Genomic DNA, 18,249 nt, shown 5'->3' with positions numbered 1-18,249 from the left:
TGCAGAGCCGTTCGGCTACGCCTGTTCGCTCGGAGCAGAGCGGGTTCACTGCACGCGAAACACGGGCCCTCGGGCGGTGAAGGGCAGGGAGGCCCCGCGGGGGATCAGCCAAGCGTGCTCCCGGCGTACGCGGACCACGTCGCACTGCCCGTCGGTGATGAGCAGGATCGGACCGTGCGCAGGGAAGTCGTCCGCCCGCTCCAGCAGATCGACGCCCGGCTGCAGGATCGTCCCGCCACGACCGTGCACCTTCATCCGTCCAGCGATGTCGTCCACCGGTACGTAACCGGCGTCGTACGCCGCCGCGTCGCAGTACACCACCCGTGCGGCCTGTACGTCGCGAGCGCGCGAGTACGAGGCGATCGCCCCGAGCGCCTTGCCGAGCAACTCGCGGTCCATCGACCCGGACGTGTCCAGCACGACCCCGTACGTCGGGAGCCGCTCCAGCTCGACCGGGCGGATCCAGCCGGGGCGGGGGATGTCAGGCGTACCGGACTGGCGGCGGGAGGCGCGGGCGTAGGTACGGGTCTTCTCAACGGCCGGTACGTGCTCCTCGAACCAGCGGGCCAGCTGGGCGTCCCAGGCGAGCGGCGGGTGGTCCAGTGCGCGGATCTCCTCGACCAGGCCCGCAGGGAGCGTGCCGCGAGAGGAGTCGTGGTACGCGAGCCCGGTGTTCAACGCACGGCGGTAGATGTCGTCCAGCCCAGCGGCTCGTGCGGCCTCGCCGGCGTGCGGCAGGGGGTGGCCGAGTACGTCCCCGAGCCCGACGCCGCGCAGCGTCGCCAGCTTGCGGTAGCGGCGCAGGTCGGTGGTGATTCGGTCGTACACCTCCTCCGCCGACATGCCCTTGAGCGCCGGATCGTGCAGCGCGCCGTCCGGCATGGTGCCGACACCCATCTCCAGCAGCCAGCCGTTGATCACCAGATCCGCCGCGACGTTCCACAGGTACGGGTCGCGGCCGCCGACCCGCTCGCCGTGGCGGAGTGCGGCGTGCAGCATCTCGTGCGCCATCACGAACCGCCACTCGCTCACCGACAGGACGGTCAGTGGGTTCACGTAGATCTCGCCGGCGGCAGCGTTCACCGCAGCGACGTGGATGTCCCAGCCGCGGGCGAGCTCCACGTCGGCGACGATCCGCATGGTCGACGCGATCGCTCCGAGCAGCGGGTACGACGAGACGAACCAGCCGAGCGCGAGGTCCCAGTCGTCGCGTCCCCTGGTGCTCAGCGACGAACGGGCGCCACCCGCGAGCTCGACAGCCGCTGCCGCCGCGGCGGACAGCCCTGCCGCGAACATCTCGCCCCACTCCGGCGGCTTGCCCCAGCCGTTCCAAGGAATCGCCTCGAAGTCGGGGGAGTGACCTGCCACGCCGAGACGCTCGTACTCCGGAGGTACTCCCTCACGCCGCCACATCCGGGCCAGTGCGTCCTCGTCCATCCCCGGGAAGTTGGCAGGCAGTTCCACGACCGGCGTGCCGAGCTTGAGCGAGTCCAGGTAGCGGTTGACCGCCACGTCGTACGCAGCGCCGGCGGCCTGGTCCGGCTCGGGGCCGTCGCGGATAACGTGGCCGAGACCCAGGTGGATCAGCAGGTGCGCAAAGACCCAGGCCCACTCGTCGGCGCTCCCGCGGCGGGTCCGGTGCGTGCGGATCCGCCCATTCGCGTCGATGATCGCCCACGCGTCGCTGGGGACGGTGTCGTCGCGGACCGGGCTGTTCCCCCAGGAGATCATTGGGGCGAACAACGGATGCCGGGCGACGGTGGCCCAGCCGGCCTGGATCGCCTCCCAGGCAGGGTCGCGCTGCGCCTTCCTGCGCTTAGGCACGGGCCGCCACCAGGCGGGGCAGGTCGCGGCTCACCTCGACCAGGAACCACGTCGGCAGCACCGGGCGGCCGTCCTCGTCGGACGCGATCACCAGCTGCGCCACCTCGAGCGAGATCTCCGCCAGCTCGACCAGCAGCGCCTTGCCGCGGTGCGCGAGCTGCCGCGCCGCCGGGCTCGCGGATGCCTTGTCGGCCGCCAGTTCCTTGACCAGCCGCGCACGGAACGTCTCGGCCAGGAAGTACAGCAGGTCGCGGTCCTCGGGGGCCGCTGGCCAGCCGGTCTCGCCCTTGAGGACGGCGTCCAGCCCGAACGCGTGCCGCACCGTCTTCACGTACGCCCGGAACGTGGACGCGTGCGCCGCGGACAAGGTGCCGAAGGCAAGCACCCGGAGCGTCTCGTCGGACACGTCGTCGCCGTACGACTGCAGCGCATCGGACAGCATGTGCCAGCTCCGCGGTGTGGAGAACGGCTCCTCGGTCTTCGGCGGGGCGGTCCACAGGTGGTCGGGGCGGTTGCGCAGGTACTCCAGTACCCATGGGTGGATGCCTGCCGTACCGGCCCACTGCAGCCAGTCGGTCGCGGACGCCCGCAGGTGCACGTGGACCAGCCGGTTGACCAGTGCGCTCGCCATCGGACGGGCCAGTGCGTTGTCGGTGGCGCGGTTGCCGGCACCGATCACGACGGACCCTTCGGGCAGCTCGTACTCGCCGATGCGGCGGTCCAGGATCAGTGAGTAGAACGCCTTCTGCACCTCGGCGGACGACGCGTTCAGCTCGTCCAGGAACAGGCAGTACGGCTCGTCGCGGGCGATCGCCACCGGCGGGGCGAAGCGGCTGCGGCCATCGACGATCTGCGGTACGCCGATGAGATCCTCCGGCGCGAGCTGGGTCCCCAGGAGGGTCACACACTCCAGACCGAGCGATTCTGCGAACGCCCGTACCAGGCTGCTCTTGCCGATCCCAGGTGCTCCCCAGAGGAAGACCGGGCGTACTACTGCGACGTGCAGCAGCACCTCGGGCAGTTCTGCCGCCGATACCGTGATTCCCGCCTGCATCCGTCCCTTTCGGCTGGTGTGTGCGCAGCAGTCCAGCATCCTCTTGAGGTCACCGTGTGTCACTCTGTTTTCCACTGTGCTTCCGTTACCAGCGGTTACTGGTTAAGGTGCGGCGCGATGTCTTAGGAGTACTGGGGGGTCTCTCGTGACCAGCTTTCGTGCCAAGGTGGCTGCTGCCTGCGCCGCCGTACTGCTGCCGCTGTCTGCGTCCTTGACCGGGCTGCAGGCGAGTGCCGCCGATCCGCCGGAGCAGGGGACTCTGGTGCCGGGGCACGCGTCGGCCGACGTCGGTCTGTCGGGCGCCCGGGTGGTCGTGTCCGATCCGACGTCCCATGCGGTCTACGAGACCAGCAACAACGGGACGACGTGGACGGCTTCCGGTGGTGCGAGTAGCGGCAAGGCGTTGCAGGTGGAGGGCGCTGCGCTGCTGACGTTCGACGGCACCACCGCGAAGGTCGGCGGGCTCACGTTCCCGGCAGCGGACGAGGTGGTGCTCGGGAAGGGCGGAAAGCTCGTCTCGCACCGCGGGCCGAGCGCCGCGACCGCAGAGGTGTACGACGTCGCGTCCAAGGCCAAGCTGGCCGACGTGGCACCGCCGTTCGCGCTGTCCGGCGACACACTGTGGAAGGTGACCGAGCCAGGGCATCTGGACGGCAAGAACCTCACCACCGGTCACGTGAAGACCGTGCTGGTCGCGAGTGCGTGCTCTGTCGGCCCGGGCGACGTCAACGGACGCTGGGCAGTGCTGAGTGGCTGCAGCCAGGTCGTCGACGTCAGCGGCCCGCAACCGCCGCGGAACCTCACTGTGTCCGCGGACTCCCAGCTGGGCAACGGGTTCGCCGTACAGACGTCCGGGTCGAGCCTGCTGGTCACAGACCTCAACGACCCGGCCCTGGGCCAGCGCAGCTACGGCCCGATCCGCACCGCGACCCCCAGCTTCCAGCCAGACGGCTCCGGGCTGGCCAAACTGGTGTACGCCGACGACGCAAGCAAACCGCGCATCGCCGCCCTCAGTTGGCTGACCGCCGACCCGCAAGAGCACCCCGACACGGTTGCGCCCGTACTGACCCACGCATCCGCGGGCGACCGCATCCGCGACAACACGAGCCTTTCGTTCGAGTGGACGTACGACGACCCCCAGGACCCGAACTCACCAGCAACCGGCGTAAACACGTACGACATCCGGATCCAGCAACGCCCCAACCGCACGTCCCCGTACGGAGCCTGGAACCAGGTCCCCGCCTGGCAGGGCCTGAAGACCACAGCCGCCAGCCTGACCGCCCCCATCGGCACCGACACCTGCTGGCAAGTGCGAGCCCGCGACTACGCCGGCAACCTCAGCGCCTGGAGCTCCTCCTACTGCAGCGAGGTGGACGGCACAGCACCTGCCCTGATTACCTGGCGCATAGGCGACCGAGTCCAACTGAGCGGCTCCGCAACAGTCCGCTGGACGTACAAGGACGACACTGACATCGCCTCGTACGACGTCGTCTACAAAACCGCCGCGACGGGCGTCGCGCTCGGCAAGTGGATCTACCCGGCGGTCTGGCAGAACACCCGAATCACGTCAATCACCTGGGCCCCCCGCCTGGGCTGGGACGAATGCTTCATGGTCCGAGCCCGCGACTATCTGGGCAACCTCTCAGCCTGGTCGGCCCCCATCTGCTCAGCAGCCCCCGAAGACGACCGAGCCTTGACAACAGCAGGCACAGTCACCCGCGCCACCAACTCTCTGGCCTTCCAAGGCACCACAACAATCCTGCGCGCGAATGGCGCCTACCTCTACAAAGCCACCGAGGCCGGCCTGCGCATCGCCGTGGTAGCGATCCACGGCCCGGGCCAAGGCCGAGTAGACATCTACCACGCCAACATCAAGGTAGGCAGCGTCAACCTGGCCGCAACCACCACAACCCGAGCAGTCACCTACCTCCCCATAACCCCCTTCCGCAGCGGCCCACTGAAGATCGTCAGCACCTCGACATCCCCAGCCGCGATCGACGCCGTAGCCCTGCTCCGCCAATAACCCCAACCCGCCGGAGAACCGCCAACCCGCCGGAGAACCGCCAGAACCTCGCCGAGTCGTGGATCGCTGTCGTAGGTGACGGCGTGTCCCCGACCACCTCCCACGACCCGACGCCAAGCTCACCGCTCGCCCCGTGGTGCGGTCGGTGTGCTCGCCAAGAGCCCGCCCGTACCGCCACGCAGGCAGAACCCCCTCAAACGGGCCTGGATCGTCGAAAATTGGCACTTCTGCCTGCATGGCGGTCCAACAAGAGCCCGACACAACGACGCCCTTCTGGGCGGCCCCGCCCTCGAGCCTCGTCCGCAATTTCAGGGGTTAACCACTGCCGCAGTGGGTTCCCCGCTGGTGTGCAACCGGAGAACCTACAAGGCGGGTGGAGAACCCGCCGGACGCTTCGCGACGCGCAAGCGTGAGGAGAGCTCAGAGGCGAACCGACCCAACCCGAGCCAACTCCCGCGCCGAAATGCCCAACCCGACCCTGCCCCCGCGCCGAACCACTCAACCCGACCCAGGAGCCGAGCGAAGCGAAGGCGCAGGGGGTGCGGGTGGCGAAGCCCCCGCCTGCGCCGAGCGCAGCGAGGGCGCACAAAAGAAGAGGGCGAGACCGCCTGCGCTTTCCGCAGGCATGCCTCGCCGCTCGCCCGAGCGGGTGACGAGAATCGAACTCGCGTAGCTAGTTTGGAAGACTAGGGCTCTACCATTGAGCTACACCCGCGTGCCCGGACATGATTCCACATCGGGGGCTTCGGACTCAAAACGGTTGTTGCGGGGCCCCGGTGGCGCGAGCACTGGTCCGGGGCAGCTAGACTCGTGCGGTCACTGCGGGGCGTAGCGTAGTGGCTAGCGCGCCTGCTTTGGGAGCAGGAGACCGCAGGTTCGAGTCCTGTCGCCCCGACAAACCCCGTGCAGAGCCGGCTGTGGCGTCGGCCGCCCGGCGTCGCACCATGTCACCGAATCAAGGAGAACCGCCACCGTGAAGAGCACCGTCGAGTCCTTGAGCCCGACCAAGGTCAAGCTCATCGTCGAGGTGCCGTTCGAGGAGCTCAAGGAGAGCCTCGACGCGGCGTACAAGAGCATCGGCCAGCAGATCGTGGTGCCGGGCTTCCGCAAGGGCAAGATCCCGCCGCAGGTGATCGACCAGCGGGTCGGCCGCGGCCCGGTGCTCGAGGAGGCGATCAACGACGCGCTTCCGAAGCTCTACTCGCAGGCGGTCAGCGACAACCAGGTGAAGGCGATCGGCCGCCCTGAGGTCGACGTCACGGACTTCAACGACAACGAGAGCCTGCAGTTCTCGGCCGAGGTCGAGGTGCGGCCGGAGATCACGCTGCCGGATCTCGAGGGGCTGTCGGCCGAGGTCGAGGACATCGCGATCTCCGACGACGAGGTCACCGAGCAGATCGAGGCGCTGCGGCAGCGGTTCGGCTCGCTGAACCCGGTCGAGCGCGCCACCGGCGACAACGACTTCATCACCATCGACCTGTCGGCCAGCAAGGACGGCGAGCAGGTCGAGGAGGCGCAGGCGACCGGCCTGTCGTACCAGGTCGGCAGCGGTCAGCTGCTGGACGGCCTGGACGAGGCGGTCGTCGGGCTGAGCGCCGGCGAGAAGAAGACCTTCGTCACGCAGCTGGTCGGCGGTTCGCTCAAGGGCGAGGACGTCGACGTCGAGGTGACCGTGACCGCCGTCAAGGAGCAGGAGCTCCCGGAGTTCGACGACGAGTTCGCGCAGACCGCGTCGGAGTTCGACACCGCCGACGAGCTGAAGGCGGATGTGCAGACCCGGCTGGAGCGCGGCAAGCGCCTCGAGCAGGCCGGTGAGGCGCGCGACGCGGTCCTGGAGAAGATTCTGACGCTGGTCGACGTGCCGGTTCCGGACGGTCTGCTGACCGACGAGCTGGCCGCCCGCCGGGAGAACCTCGAGCAGCAGCTCGGGTACTCGGGGATGACCATGGAGCAGTTCCTCGAGGGCGAGGAGCAGAGCCAGGACGAGTTCGACGAGGACCTGAAGAAGCGTTCCGAGGACGCGATCAAGGCCCAGTTCGTGCTGGACCTGGTGGCCGAGCAGCAGGAGCTGAGCGTCAACGACCAGGAGCTCACCGAGCACATCGTCCGGCACGCGCAGCGTTCCGGCGTCAGCCCGGACCAGTTCGCCCAGCACGCCGTGGAGAACAACCTGGTCCCGAGCCTGGTCTCGGAGGTCGTGCGCGGCAAGGCGCTGGCCTACCTGGTGGAGAACGCCACGGTCACGGATGCCTCCGGCAACACGGTCGAGCTGAAGACCCTGCAGCCGGACGGTACGTACGCGGACCCGGAGGCGGCGGAGGCCACCGACGGTGCCGCGGCGGCCGCGGCGACCGAGGAGTCCGCCGAGGAGCCGGAGCCTGCGAAGGCCTGACCCCGCAGTTGCCGACACGGCCCGGGCCCCGCTGTGGGTCCGGGCCGTTCGCATGCCGCCGTACGTTCGCGACCGGACTGTAAGAATGCCGGGTTAGCGTGGCCGGTGAAACGATTTCCGAGCGGAGGAGGCGGGTGTGGCGGCGCTGCTGGAGGAGCCTGAGGTCCGGCCGGACACCGAGCCTGCCGACGTCCCTGAGCGGGCGGCCCGTGAGGAGTCCGGCTCGGTTGTGCTCTGTGGTTGGTGAGCCGTACGAATTCGCTGACAGCAGACGCCGGCGACGCGACAGCGAGGCGAACGGTGCGCCGTGAGCGAACACCTCCGGCCCAGCCTTAGGTCTGTCGCCGTCGACCAGTAATGTCGGGTTCGTGAACGAGACATTTGCAGCCAGCCCCACCGCCGCGGGCGGCAACGGATCCGGCGGACAAGACGACGACATCTACCGCGAGCTGCGGAAGAACCGGATCATCTTCCTGGGGTCCGAGGTTCGCGACGACAACTCGAACGCGATCATCGCGCAGATGCTCCTGCTGAACGCGCAGGACCCGAACGCGGACATCTGGTTGTACATCAACTCGCCGGGTGGCTCGGTGGACTCCGGCATGGCGATCTACGACACCATGCAGTGGATCTCGAACGACGTCGCGACCGTCGGGATGGGCCTGGCCGCCTCCATGGGCCAGTTCCTGCTCTGCGCCGGTGCGAAGAACAAGCGCTACGCGCTGCCGCACACGCGGGTCATGATGCACCAGCCGTCCGGCGGCATGGGCGGTACGGCTTCGGACATCAAGATCCAGGCCGAGCAGTCGCTGCACCTCAAGGCGCTGCTGTTCCGGCTGATCTCCGAGCACACCAACCAGCCGCTCGAGCAGGTCGAGAACGACGCCGACCGGGACCGCTGGTTCACCGCCGAGCAGGCCAAGGAGTACGGCTTCATCGACCACGTGGTCACCAGCGCCGCTCAGCTCAGCCAGGGCAGCCCGAACTCCTGATCTCCCACTCCTCAGTTAAGGACAGCATCACATGAACTACTTCATCCCGCAGTGGGAGGAGCGCACGTCGTACGGCATGCGCCGGATCGACCCGTACACGAAGCTGTTCGAGGACCGGATCATCTTCCTCGGGACGCCGATCACCGACGAGATCGCGAACGCCGTGATGGCGCAGCTGCTGTGCCTGCAGTCGATGGACTCCGACCGCGACATCAGCATCTACATCAACTCCCCGGGCGGCTCGTTCACCGCGCTGACCGCGATCTACGACACGATCCGCTACATCAAGCCGGATGTCTCGACGGTGTGCCTCGGCCAGGCCGCCTCGGCCGCAGCGGTGCTGCTCGCCGCCGGTACGCCGGGCAAGCGGTTCGCCTTGCCGAACAGCCGGATCATCATCCACCAGCCGGCCACCGAAGGCACCTACGGCCAGTCGAGCGACATCGAGATCCAGGCCAACGAGATCCTCCGGTTGCGCGCGCTGCTGGAGAAGATGATCGCCGACGCGAGCGGCAAGGCGATCGAGGAGGTGTCCCGCGACATCGAGCGGGACAAGTTCCTGACCGCCGAGCAGGCCGTCGAGTACGGCCTGATCGACCAGGTGTTCGAGTCTCTCAAGGCCCCGGTCCCGGCCGGCGTCTGAACAGGTTCAGTTCAACGGCGGCCGGTCTGACCGGCTGTCAAGAGCCTGAAGCGTTCGCCACCGGCGTAGTCACAACCCGGTGGCGGGCGCGGTTTTTCGGCCCCGTACGGGGTACCGTCGAAATCGGTCCGACTGCGCATAGAAGGGATCTGTCCCGGTGGCACGCATTGGTGACGGCGGTGACCTGCTCAAGTGCTCGTTCTGCGGCAAGAGTCAGAAGCAGGTCAAGAAGCTCATCGCCGGTCCCGGCGTCTACATCTGCGACGAATGCATCGATCTCTGCAACGAGATCATCGAGGAGGAGCTGAACGAGGGCTCCGAGGTCGGACTCACCGAGCTGCCGAAGCCGCGGGAGATCTACGACTTCCTCAATGCGTACGTCGTCGGTCAGGACGTGGCCAAGAAGGCACTCGCGGTGGCGGTGTACAACCACTACAAGCGGGTCCGCGACGGCCAGGGCGGCTCCAGCGCCGGCCGGCACGCGAAGGACGAGGCCGTCGAGCTGGCCAAGTCGAACATCCTGCTGATCGGCCCGACGGGCTGCGGCAAGACGTATCTCGCCCAGACCCTGGCCCGGATGCTGAACGTCCCGTTCGCGATCGCGGACGCGACCGCGCTGACCGAGGCCGGGTATGTCGGTGAGGACGTCGAGAACATCCTGCTGAAGCTGATCCAGGCTGCGGACTACGACGTCAAGAAGGCCGAGACCGGGATCATCTACATCGACGAGGTCGACAAGATCGCCCGCAAGAGCGAGAACCCGTCGATCACCCGGGACGTCTCGGGCGAGGGCGTGCAGCAGGCGCTGCTGAAGATCCTCGAGGGGACGACGGCGAGCGTGCCCCCGCAGGGCGGCCGCAAGCACCCGCACCAGGAGTTCATCCAGATCGACACGACCAACGTGCTGTTCATCGTCGGCGGCGCGTTCGCCGGCCTGGACCACATGGTCGAGCAGCGGGTCGGTAAGAAGTCCCTCGGATTCAACGCCGTGCGCGAGCCGGAGAAGCCGAAGGAGCTCGGCGGGTACGCCGACGTGATGCCGGAGGACCTGCTCAAGTTCGGTCTGATCCCGGAGTTCATCGGCCGGCTCCCAGTGATCACGACGGTGTCCCCGCTGGACCGGGACGCGCTGATCAAGATCCTGTCGGAGCCGAAGAACGCGCTGGTCAAGCAGTACCGGCGGCTGTTCGAGATCGACAACGTCGAGCTCGAGTTCGATGACGACGCGGTCGAGGCGATCGCCGACCAGGCGCTGCTGCGCGGCACCGGCGCCCGTGGTCTGCGGGCGATCATGGAGGAAGTCCTGCTGAACGTGATGTACGAGGTGCCGAGCCGCGAGGACGTCGCGAAGGTCGTCGTCACCGGCGAGGTCGTCCTGGAGAACGTCAACCCGACGCTGATCCCGCGCGACCAGATCGAGCGCACCAAGCGCGACCGCCGCGAGAAGAGCGCCTAGCGGGTTCGAAAGTCTGAAGGAGGAGGCCGGGAGTCCACCAGCAGGTGGGGTCCCGGCCTCCTTCTCGTGGTGGACGCGCCGGGAGCAGCGGCCCGCCTACGGTCGGTGACATGACGCCCAGAAGAATCCTTCGAAGACTGTCTGTCGCCGGCGTGGCGCTGGTACTGCTGACGCCGATGACTGCCGCCGTCGCCCAGGCGAAGACCGATGTACCCAAGATCGCTTGGGGCAGTTGTGGCACCGACCCGAAACTGAAGTCGTTCCAGTGCGCGAGTGTCGAGGTGCCGACCGACTACGACAAGCCGCACGGGCCGACCACCACGATCGCGCTGACCCGGCTGCCGGCCACGGACCAGGCGCACAAGATCGGCACCCTGTTCACGAACCCGGGTGGTCCCGGCGGTTCGGGTGTGGACTTCGTCCAGCAGGCCGGGCAGCTGATCTACTCCGCGGAGCTCCGCGCGAAGTTCGACATCCTCGGCTTCGACCCCCGCGGCGTCGGGCACTCCGACCCGGCGACCTGTTACCCGACGGCGGCTGCCGAGTCCAATGCACTGGCGAACGTCCCGCCGTTCCCGGTCGGCGCCAAGGAGGAGCGCCAGTTCATCGTGGACGGCGCGAAGGTCGCGATCAGCTGCCGGACCACCTCACCGGACCGGCTGGCGCACTACTCGACGGCGAACGTCGCGCGCGACATGGACCTGCTTCGCCAGGCGGTCGGTGACGACAAGCTCTCGTACGCCGGCTACTCGTACGGCACGTACCTCGGCGCGACGTACGCCAAGCTGTTCCCGAACAAGGTCCGCGCGCTCGTCCTGGACGGCACGCTGAGCCCCGAGTGGTACTCCGGCTCGAACGGTGACAAGGCCCCGGTCGGTGTCCGGCTCAAGCAGGGCGACGGTGCGTACGACACGTACGAGCAGTTCCTCGCCGAGTGCAAGAAGGCCGGCGCGAACTGCGTACTGAACGAGCTCGGCGACCCGAAGACGGTCGTGGAGTCCACGATGGACCGGCTGAAGACGCACCCGGTCGACGTGCCGCTGCCGGACGGTTCCACGATCAAGGTGACGTACGCGGTCGCGGTCGCGGTCACGTTCTCGAACCTGTACGACCCGATCGGCTACCCGGCGCTCGCCGACCTGTGGGCGCAACTCGCACAGCTGTCCAGTACGAGCCGGGCCAAGGCAGCGGTGCAGGCGCCGCAGGCGCTGATCGAGTGGAACCGCCGCCAGGAGGACTACACCACCTCGATCGGCAGCGCGCTCCAGCCGTGCGTCGAGGCCAAGCAGTCCGGTCGCCCGCTGTCCTACCCGGCGTACGCGGCCGCGGCGGACAAGCGCGCGCCGCACTTCGGGGCGTACCGCGCGTGGATCGGCATCCAGTGTGAGTTCATGGGAGTCCGCGACCAGGACGCCTTCCTCGGCCCGTGGCAGAACAAGGTGCAGGCGCCGGTACTGGTCTTCGGCACCCGCCACGACCCGGCCACCCCGTACGAGGCGACCAGGCCGTACGCCGACCTGTACCCGGACGGCCGGATGGTGACCGTCGAGGGTTGGGGCCACACGACGATCGGCAAGAGCGCCTGTGCCGACAAGCTGACCACCGACTACCTGACCCAGTTGAAGGCGCCTGCGGACGGCACGACCTGTAAGCAGGACCGCAAGCCCTTCGATCCAATTCCTACAGGGAAGAAAGCACTGAATCTGCTACCGCAATAGTTTCGTCGATCTGGGCTGCGGTGTGCTCGGTGGACAGGAACCACAGGCCGCGCGGGACGATGTTGATCCCGCCCGCGAACAGGCCGGCGTGGAACCGAGCCATCGCCGCCCGGTCGCAGGCGGCGAACGACCGGTAGTCGGTTACCTCGGCCTGGTCCGTGATGTACGTCTGGAACACCGGCCCCGGCCCGTCGGCGAGCAGCGGTATGCCGTGCCGCTCCGCCGCCCTACGCAGGCCCGCCATCAACCGCAGCCCGGTGTTGTTGAGCGGCGGGTACACGGCGTCCCGCTGCTCGTCGAGGTGGGTCAGTACGGCGTCCGCTGCCGCCATCGCGACCGGATGCGAGTTGAACGTGCCCGCGTGCGCGACCTTGCCGTCGGCGATCGAGGTCATCACCGCACGCGAGCCGGCCAGCGCGGACACCTGCATCCCGCCGGCCATCGCCTTCCCGAACGTGGCCAGGTCGGGGACGACGCCGAGCAGCTCCCCGGCACCACCCGGAGCGACCCGGAAGCCGCTGATGATCTCGTCGAAGATCAGCAGCGAACCGTGCTGCTGAGTCAGCTCGCGCAGTCCCTCGAGGTAGCCGGGCGCCGGTGTGATGCAGCCGGTGTTGCAGAGCAGCGGCTCGAGGATGACGGCGGCGATGTCGTCAGCCATGACCTCCGCAACCGCTTCAAGATCGTTGTACGGCAGCACAATCAGGTCGTCCGCGTCGTGGCGCGGCTGGCCGGCCGTACCGCCGACCGCAGTCGGGTGCCGGGCGTCGCCGGCGAGCGCGAGGTCCGGGTGCACGCTGTAGAGGACCGGATCGAGCCAGCCGTGGTAGTTGCCTTCGAACTTCACGATCTTCGGCCGTCCGGTGTGGCCGCGGGCCAGTCTGATCGCTCCGTGCACCGCCTCGGAGCCGACAGTGTTGAAGCGGACCAGCTCCGCGGCCGGGACCATGCTGCACAGACGCTCGGCGACCTGTGCCTCCAGCTCGTGCTGTGCGGAGTACGCGACGCCACGGCGTACCTGGGCCGACACCGCGTCGGCGACCAGCGGTGCGGCGTGCCCCAGCAGGTTGGGGCCCTGGCCGAGTACGTAGTCGACGTAGCGGTTGCCGTCCACGTCCCACAGCTCAGCACCATTGGCGTGGTCCACGAACAGCGGCCGCTCGGCACGGCGTGCGTCGCTTGACACTCCACCCGCAATGACCTGCTTGGCGCGGGCATAGAGGCGGTCGGCTTGTGGTGTCTGCACAGCACCCTCCAGGGCGGTCAGTCGAGCTTTTCGGTCAACAGCCGGAACTGCTGGCGTGGGCGGCCACCACCGGTGGAACGGGCCGGTGGCAACGGCCAGGCAAGACCCGCGTCCACCAGCTCCTTCAGCATGCGGCGGCCGGTTCGTTGGGTGACCTGCATGATCGAGGCGACGCTCTCGACGTCCACAACGACCTGCCGGCCAGGGGCGGGGCTCATGGCGGAGGCGATCGACGTGACGATCTCCAACGCCCGCTGGTCGGTTGGCGACGTACTGTCCACCGGTGCGGAGGCAGTCGTCGCAGGACCCGGCTCAAGGTCCAGCCGGTCGCTCCCACCGTCCAGGTACACCGCGACCTTGCCACCGGCTCCCACCGAGTCCTCCACGGCCAGCAGGGCGTTTGCCTCCGCTGCACGAGCAGTCTGCCCAGTGCCGGCACCTACAGCGACCGGTACGCCGAGCTGCGCGGTCAGGGCGCCCAGGAACGGCGCGTACGCGAACTGCTCGGTCAGCCGTACCAAAGCGCCGTACGTGGTTGTCACGAGGAACAGGGTGTCGGACCGGCGCGTGACGGTCGCTCCGACCTGACGTGCCTCCGCCAGGAGCTTCTGGTGCGTCAGCAACGCCAGCTCCTGCTGCCAGTAGTCGCCGGACTCCGCCCGTGACGGGATGACCTGTACGGCGATCATCGCCAGCTGGTGCGCTCCCATCCGCGTGCCTTGACCGAGCAGTACGGCGGTTTCCAGCGCATCCCGCACGCTCGATCGCGTCGGTGCGATCCGCAGCACCGGTACGCCGGTCGCGAGCAGTTCGCGCTCCACGGACAGGATCGTGGTCAGGGCGACCGTGGTGTGCTGCCGTTCGTACTTCTCCCGGTGGAACGCCGCGAACCCGTCCACCGACGAAGGGCCTTCGTACGGGACGTCGTACACCTCGGCGGCGTCCAGGCCGATCTCGCTGTACGCCTCCGCAACGTCGGCGAGGGAGAGCGAGTCGATGCTGACCCGGCTGAGGTCAACGTCCTGGATCGTCAGCGAGGCGCGCAGCAGCGCCGCGTACAGTGCCGCACCGGTCAGCGGCAGGTGAGTGGACGGGACGGTCAACCAGTGGCCGGTGGTCGCCAGGTCGAACATCCACGGGCCCGGGAAGACTGCCGCATCGATCCGGTCCCGCAGCCGCAGGTACCGGTCCTCGGCCTCGGACAGGTCGTCATAGCCACCGGTGAGGAACCGGACGCCGTGGGCGGAGCGCTCAGCGACCTCCTGGCCGACCTCCGCCATCGTCTTCACCAGCCGACGCGGCCCGAACAGACCGACCGTCACCGACGGCAACCGCTCGCCCAGCTGCTCGGCAGGTTGGGTCTCGTCACTCATCTGAACCGCCAATCCCTTGTTCTCCTGGCAGCGCCCGCCACCGGAACAGCTTGCGGGCGTTCCCGCTGAGAACATCTTGGCGTTGGCTCTCCGTCAGCGGTGCACAGACCACCCGGCCGAGCGACATCCGCTGGTCGATGAACGGGAAGTCCGACCCGAACAGCACCCGGTCGCTGCCGACCTGGTCGACCATCGAGCGGATCAGCGGCCCGGTCATGTGCGAACCGCAGACCTCCAGTACGAGCGACTCGTAGCGCCGGGCGACCTCGATCGCCTCGTCGACGCCCGGCGGCGTGATCCCGGCATGCCCCAGGATCACCGACGTCCCCGGGTAGCGTTCCGCGACCTCGGCGAACAGTGCAGGCGCGTCGTACGGGGACCTGTGCTCGGAGTGGCTGAGTACGGGGCAACCGGTGGACTCCGCGAACTTCCACATGGCGGCGTAGCGCGCACCGGTGACGGGGTAGTGGTGCAGGCTCGGATGGACCTTGATGCCGACGAAGCGCTCGTCGTCCGCGAGCCGCTCGAGCTCGCGTTCCGGGTCCTGCCACGGGTTGATGACGGCATACGCCGCGATCCGGTCCGGATACGCGTCCACGGCCGCGAGCGACTGCGAGTTGCCGAGGTGGGCGTCCTGCTGGATCGCGCGGTTGGCCGCCAGTACGGTGACGTCGGTCCCGGTCTTGTCCATCACGGCGACCATCGTGGCGGCGTCCGGCTCGGGGATGAAGAACAGCGAGTACGGGCCGAGGTGCGCGTGCACGTCGACGACCCGATGCTGTGGCCGGCGCCCGATCATGAACGGCCTCCCGAACGGAACAAGCGGTTTGCGTTGCCCGCACCGACCAGCCGGATCGCGGCGTCGTCGAGGCCGGACCAGGCCAGCCGGACGACGCTCTCACCGGGATCGCGGACGCCGAGACCGGTCGCGAACAGGAGCCGCTCGGCCAGGTCGTTGGCGGCGAGCCATTCGACGCCCTGGTGTGCGGCGAAGTCCACGAGGTCGACGTACACGTTGGTGTGCCCATCAAGTACGGCCCAGAGGTCGCGGAGTTTCCGGTAGCCGACATTTGACACGACGATCGGCAACCGGGGGCAGCGGGTTGCGATCGCGGCCATGGCCGGCCAGGGGAGTTCCGCGGCGTCGACGCAGAGCGGGAGCCCGTTGGCCTCGAGTGCCTCGTACAGCTCGTCGAGCAGCGCGGGGGAGTAGCCGTGCGAGGCGGGGTGGATCCGGAAGGCCGCGACGTCCTCGCCGAGGGCGCGATCGACGAGCGCGGTCAATGAGTCAAGCTCGCCGGCCGTTGCGGGGATGGCGGTCCAGCAGGCGAGTACGCCTCGATCGGCGAGGCTGTGCGCAACCGCGGAGGCCTCGGCATTACCGCCGATCGGGTCGTGCAACACCGACGCCATCGCGCTGACCAGGGCGCCAGACAACTCGAACCGGTCGAGATGCGCGGCGATCGCGTCCCGGTCGGTGGGTGGGAGGAGCGACGCAGGGTGCAGGCCGGTCACCACCCGCGCGTCGAACCAGCCGCTCGTCACGTCGTCACTCATGCCGAACCCCGTCGACCGTCCAGGTTCCCGCGTACGGCAGCGTGAGCTGCGCCCACCCGTCCTCGATCGGCGCGTCGACCGCGATCCCGTCGAGCCGGACGCCGTCCTGTGCGCGAACCCAGAGCCCGCAGCGTTCCGAGCAGGTCACCTCGAGCGAGTCACCGGACAGTTGTACGTCGACGTCGCCGGTGGCTCGCACCAGCCCAACGAGCTCCCGTACGCGCCAACCGGTTGCCCAGGACAACTTCCCGTCGACGGTCCGAACCCACGTCGCCGGACCGATCCGGTCCACCGTCGCGCCGGAGATGACCACCAGCTCACCACCGACCCGCTCGGCCGACACTACAGGCGGTTGACCGTCGGCGTGTGGCACCAGGACCGTGGTGAAGTCGCCCGTCGAGCGCGTCAATGTCAGTGAATGCAGCGGACCGTACTCGGCCGAGCGACGATCCAGCACCGGCCGCCGCGCCACACCCTCCGTGGTGTCAGCGGTCGATCCAGCATCCGCTTCGACGAGCAGGAGGCCCGGCCCGTCCGGTGCCGACGCGTCGTACGCCTGCGGTCCGACCTGGCGCCACGGGTGCAGCGCGTGCCAGCCGGCCCGGAACGTGTGCGGACCGGAGGCATTGTCGGTCACGACGACGTACGACGGCTGCTCGCGAACCATGGTGATCGTCCGGGACTGCGGGATGCCGTTGCCGTGGTGGCGTCCTGAGAACGCGGCGAGCCGGCCGGTGTCGATCAATGGGTCGACCGACACCTGCCGATCAGTGGACAGCTCCCGGTCGTCAACGAGCACCGTGTTGTGGCCGCGGCCTGACTGGAACCACGTCAGGTACGCCGGATCGTCGTAGCTCGGGGGACCACCCGCCTCCCACAGCAACGGGTGCTGCCACCCGTCCAGCACCAGATCGAGCACGGCGCGATGCGAGTGCGACTCCAACTCGTGCTCGATGTGCGGGCCGTGGTTGATCACCGCCCGGACATCCTCTCCCCGCAGGATCGTGTAGCCCGATTCAGGTAGCACCGTCGACGGTGCGAGCTCAGAAACCACCTGGTCGCCCAGCAGTTGGCTGCCGCGCTGTAGCGACTCATCCGGCCACTCGATGCCACTGTCCTGCAGATGGGGCATCCATCCGCCAGAAGACACCAGCTCGCGCATCCACGTGTGCATGGCGGCAAAGCGCGGATGTGCTGCCACAGCCGGGTCAATGCGCGCCGCGGTCTGTAGAGCGGTCAGGACCATCCGGTGGTACCCGGGGGAACGCTCGTAGTGCCCACCGTCCGGATAGACGTCCAGCACCAGGTGCTCCTCGATCCGCTCCCGTGCACGTGCGGCCCACGCGTCAGCCTCCACGAGACACGGCAGTACCGCGCTGATGTGGAGGAGCTCAGTAGCGCACACCAGTTGCCAGTTGCCGTGGCGGAACACGTCATGCTCGTCGTACGACCAGCGGGCGCCGCCGAGCAGTGTTGCGACCAGCCGACCCCACACGCGGTCGGAGAGCGGTGACGCGGTCAGAACTTCCAGTATGGGCAGGAGACTGCGGCAACGAGCCCAGGTGCCTAGGGAGTACCAGATGACATCCAGCCCCGGCCACTCACCGGTCACGGAGTCGCGGCGGGTCACCCAGTCGTCCAGATGCCGCTCGAAAGCCTCCAGGTAGCGCACATCGCCTGTCTGCAACCAGGCCTGTACCCCTGGAGCCAGCCAGCCGAGGTAGTGGAACCCGTACAGCTGCGACCGGCCCAGCCCTGCGCCAGTAACGTCCACACCCGCCAACAGGGGTGCAGCTGCAGCCACTGCGGCAGTTGACTCAGGCAATGGCCACGCCGGCCGCTGCATCTGCTCACCGACAAACCTGCGCAGACCAGCCAGGTCAGAAGCCGGTGAACCAAATGCCTTCAGCAGATCGTCGGTCTCGATCTGATTGATCCGCCCGTCGATATGCCGGGGCTTCTCCGGTCCGG

Annotated in this window: 13 protein-coding genes and 2 tRNA genes; 7 read left to right on the top strand and 8 right to left on the bottom strand. The window is 68.3% G+C overall.

Annotated elements, in window-relative coordinates:
- Positions 1 to 45 precede the first annotated feature (45 nt).
- Complete coding sequence (locus ACGFI6_RS02180; protein ID WP_393114623.1) at positions 46 to 1,824, bottom strand: hypothetical protein; 1,779 nt, start codon at positions 1,822 to 1,824, stop codon at positions 46 to 48.
- Positions 1,817 to 2,878, bottom strand: a complete 1,062-nt coding sequence (locus ACGFI6_RS02175) for an ATP-binding protein (protein ID WP_393114621.1) — start codon at positions 2,876 to 2,878, stop codon at positions 1,817 to 1,819. The genes ACGFI6_RS02180 and ACGFI6_RS02175 overlap by 8 nt, the downstream gene beginning before the upstream one ends.
- Before the next feature lie 145 nt (positions 2,879 to 3,023).
- On the opposite strand from ACGFI6_RS02175, the gene ACGFI6_RS02170 reads away from it, so the two are divergent.
- Positions 3,024 to 4,901 (top strand): hypothetical protein, encoded by a 1,878-nt coding sequence (locus ACGFI6_RS02170; RefSeq protein ID WP_393114619.1) that lies wholly within the window; start codon positions 3,024 to 3,026, stop codon positions 4,899 to 4,901.
- A 644-nt stretch (positions 4,902 to 5,545) separates the two neighbouring features.
- On the opposite strand, the gene ACGFI6_RS02165 is transcribed toward ACGFI6_RS02170, so the two are convergent.
- Positions 5,546 to 5,616, bottom strand: a tRNA-Gly gene (locus tag ACGFI6_RS02165).
- A gap of 107 nt (positions 5,617 to 5,723) precedes the next feature.
- On the opposite strand from ACGFI6_RS02165, the gene ACGFI6_RS02160 reads away from it, so the two are divergent.
- The 6 genes from ACGFI6_RS02160 to ACGFI6_RS02135 all read left to right on the top strand — a co-directional run bounded on the left by ACGFI6_RS02160 (position 5,724) and on the right by ACGFI6_RS02135 (position 12,102).
- Positions 5,724 to 5,796 (top strand) — tRNA-Pro (locus ACGFI6_RS02160).
- A 78-nt stretch (positions 5,797 to 5,874) separates the two neighbouring features.
- Positions 5,875 to 7,293 (top strand): trigger factor, encoded by a 1,419-nt coding sequence (tig, locus tag ACGFI6_RS02155; RefSeq protein WP_393114617.1) that lies wholly within the window; start codon positions 5,875 to 5,877, stop codon positions 7,291 to 7,293.
- Between the two features lie 368 nt (positions 7,294 to 7,661).
- Positions 7,662 to 8,285, top strand: a complete 624-nt coding sequence (locus ACGFI6_RS02150) for a ClpP family protease (RefSeq protein WP_393114615.1) — start codon at positions 7,662 to 7,664, stop codon at positions 8,283 to 8,285.
- A gap of 31 nt (positions 8,286 to 8,316) precedes the next feature.
- Entirely contained in the window at positions 8,317 to 8,928 is a 612-nt protein-coding gene (locus ACGFI6_RS02145; RefSeq protein ID WP_393114613.1) for an ATP-dependent Clp protease proteolytic subunit, read from the top strand.
- A 157-nt stretch (positions 8,929 to 9,085) separates the two neighbouring features.
- Positions 9,086 to 10,384 carry an ATP-dependent Clp protease ATP-binding subunit ClpX gene (gene clpX / locus ACGFI6_RS02140; protein WP_393114610.1) on the top strand — a complete coding sequence of 433 codons (1,299 nt, stop codon included), beginning with the start codon at positions 9,086 to 9,088 and terminating at the stop codon, positions 10,382 to 10,384.
- Positions 10,385 to 10,494: 110 nt separating this feature from the next.
- Positions 10,495 to 12,102, top strand: coding sequence for an alpha/beta hydrolase (locus ACGFI6_RS02135; protein WP_393114608.1), 1,608 nt, complete (start codon positions 10,495 to 10,497; stop codon positions 12,100 to 12,102).
- Here ACGFI6_RS02135 and ACGFI6_RS02130 read toward each other — a convergent pair.
- Genes ACGFI6_RS02130 through ACGFI6_RS02110 form a run of 5 tightly spaced genes read right to left on the bottom strand, consistent with a single transcriptional unit; the run spans position 12,065 to position 18,052 of the window.
- Entirely contained in the window at positions 12,065 to 13,348 is a 1,284-nt protein-coding gene (locus ACGFI6_RS02130) for an aspartate aminotransferase family protein (RefSeq protein WP_393114607.1), read from the bottom strand. The two genes, ACGFI6_RS02135 and ACGFI6_RS02130, sit on opposite strands and share 38 nt — an antisense overlap.
- A gap of 17 nt (positions 13,349 to 13,365) precedes the next feature.
- A complete protein-coding gene (locus ACGFI6_RS02125; protein ID WP_393114605.1) occupies positions 13,366 to 14,721 on the bottom strand; it encodes a hypothetical protein in 1,356 nt (451 codons plus the stop codon).
- A complete protein-coding gene (locus ACGFI6_RS02120) occupies positions 14,714 to 15,520 on the bottom strand; it encodes an amidohydrolase family protein (protein WP_393114603.1) in 807 nt (268 codons plus the stop codon). Before ACGFI6_RS02120 ends, ACGFI6_RS02125 begins: the two co-directional genes overlap by 8 nt.
- On the bottom strand, positions 15,517 to 16,278 hold the full coding sequence (locus ACGFI6_RS02115) for an amidohydrolase family protein (protein WP_393114602.1): 762 nt from the start codon (positions 16,276 to 16,278) through the stop codon (positions 15,517 to 15,519). Before ACGFI6_RS02115 ends, ACGFI6_RS02120 begins: the two co-directional genes overlap by 4 nt.
- Positions 16,271 to 18,052, bottom strand: coding sequence for a heparinase II/III family protein (locus ACGFI6_RS02110; RefSeq protein WP_393114600.1), 1,782 nt, complete (start codon positions 18,050 to 18,052; stop codon positions 16,271 to 16,273). The genes ACGFI6_RS02115 and ACGFI6_RS02110 overlap by 8 nt, the downstream gene beginning before the upstream one ends.
- Positions 18,053 to 18,249: the final 197 nt, after the last annotated feature.

Source organism: Kribbella sp. NPDC048928 (genome assembly GCF_043197975.1).
Lineage (GTDB): Bacteria > Actinomycetota > Actinomycetes > Propionibacteriales > Kribbellaceae > Kribbella.
This window is presented reverse-complemented; position numbering and strand designations above follow the sequence as displayed.

Excerpts from the sequence above, each read along its gene's own strand:
- ACGFI6_RS02175 (WP_393114621.1), bottom strand. The coding sequence starts at position 2,878 with ATGCAGGCGGGAATCACGGTATCGGCGGCAGAACTGCCCGAGGTGCTG.
- ACGFI6_RS02145 (WP_393114613.1), top strand. The coding sequence starts at position 8,317 with ATGAACTACTTCATCCCGCAGTGGGAGGAGCGCACGTCGTACGGCATG.
- ACGFI6_RS02135 (WP_393114608.1), top strand. The coding sequence starts at position 10,495 with ATGACGCCCAGAAGAATCCTTCGAAGACTGTCTGTCGCCGGCGTGGCG.
- ACGFI6_RS02125 (WP_393114605.1), bottom strand. The coding sequence starts at position 14,721 with ATGAGTGACGAGACCCAACCTGCCGAGCAGCTGGGCGAGCGGTTGCCG.
- ACGFI6_RS02120 (WP_393114603.1), bottom strand. The coding sequence starts at position 15,520 with ATGATCGGGCGCCGGCCACAGCATCGGGTCGTCGACGTGCACGCGCAC.
- ACGFI6_RS02115 (WP_393114602.1), bottom strand. The coding sequence starts at position 16,278 with ATGAGTGACGACGTGACGAGCGGCTGGTTCGACGCGCGGGTGGTGACC.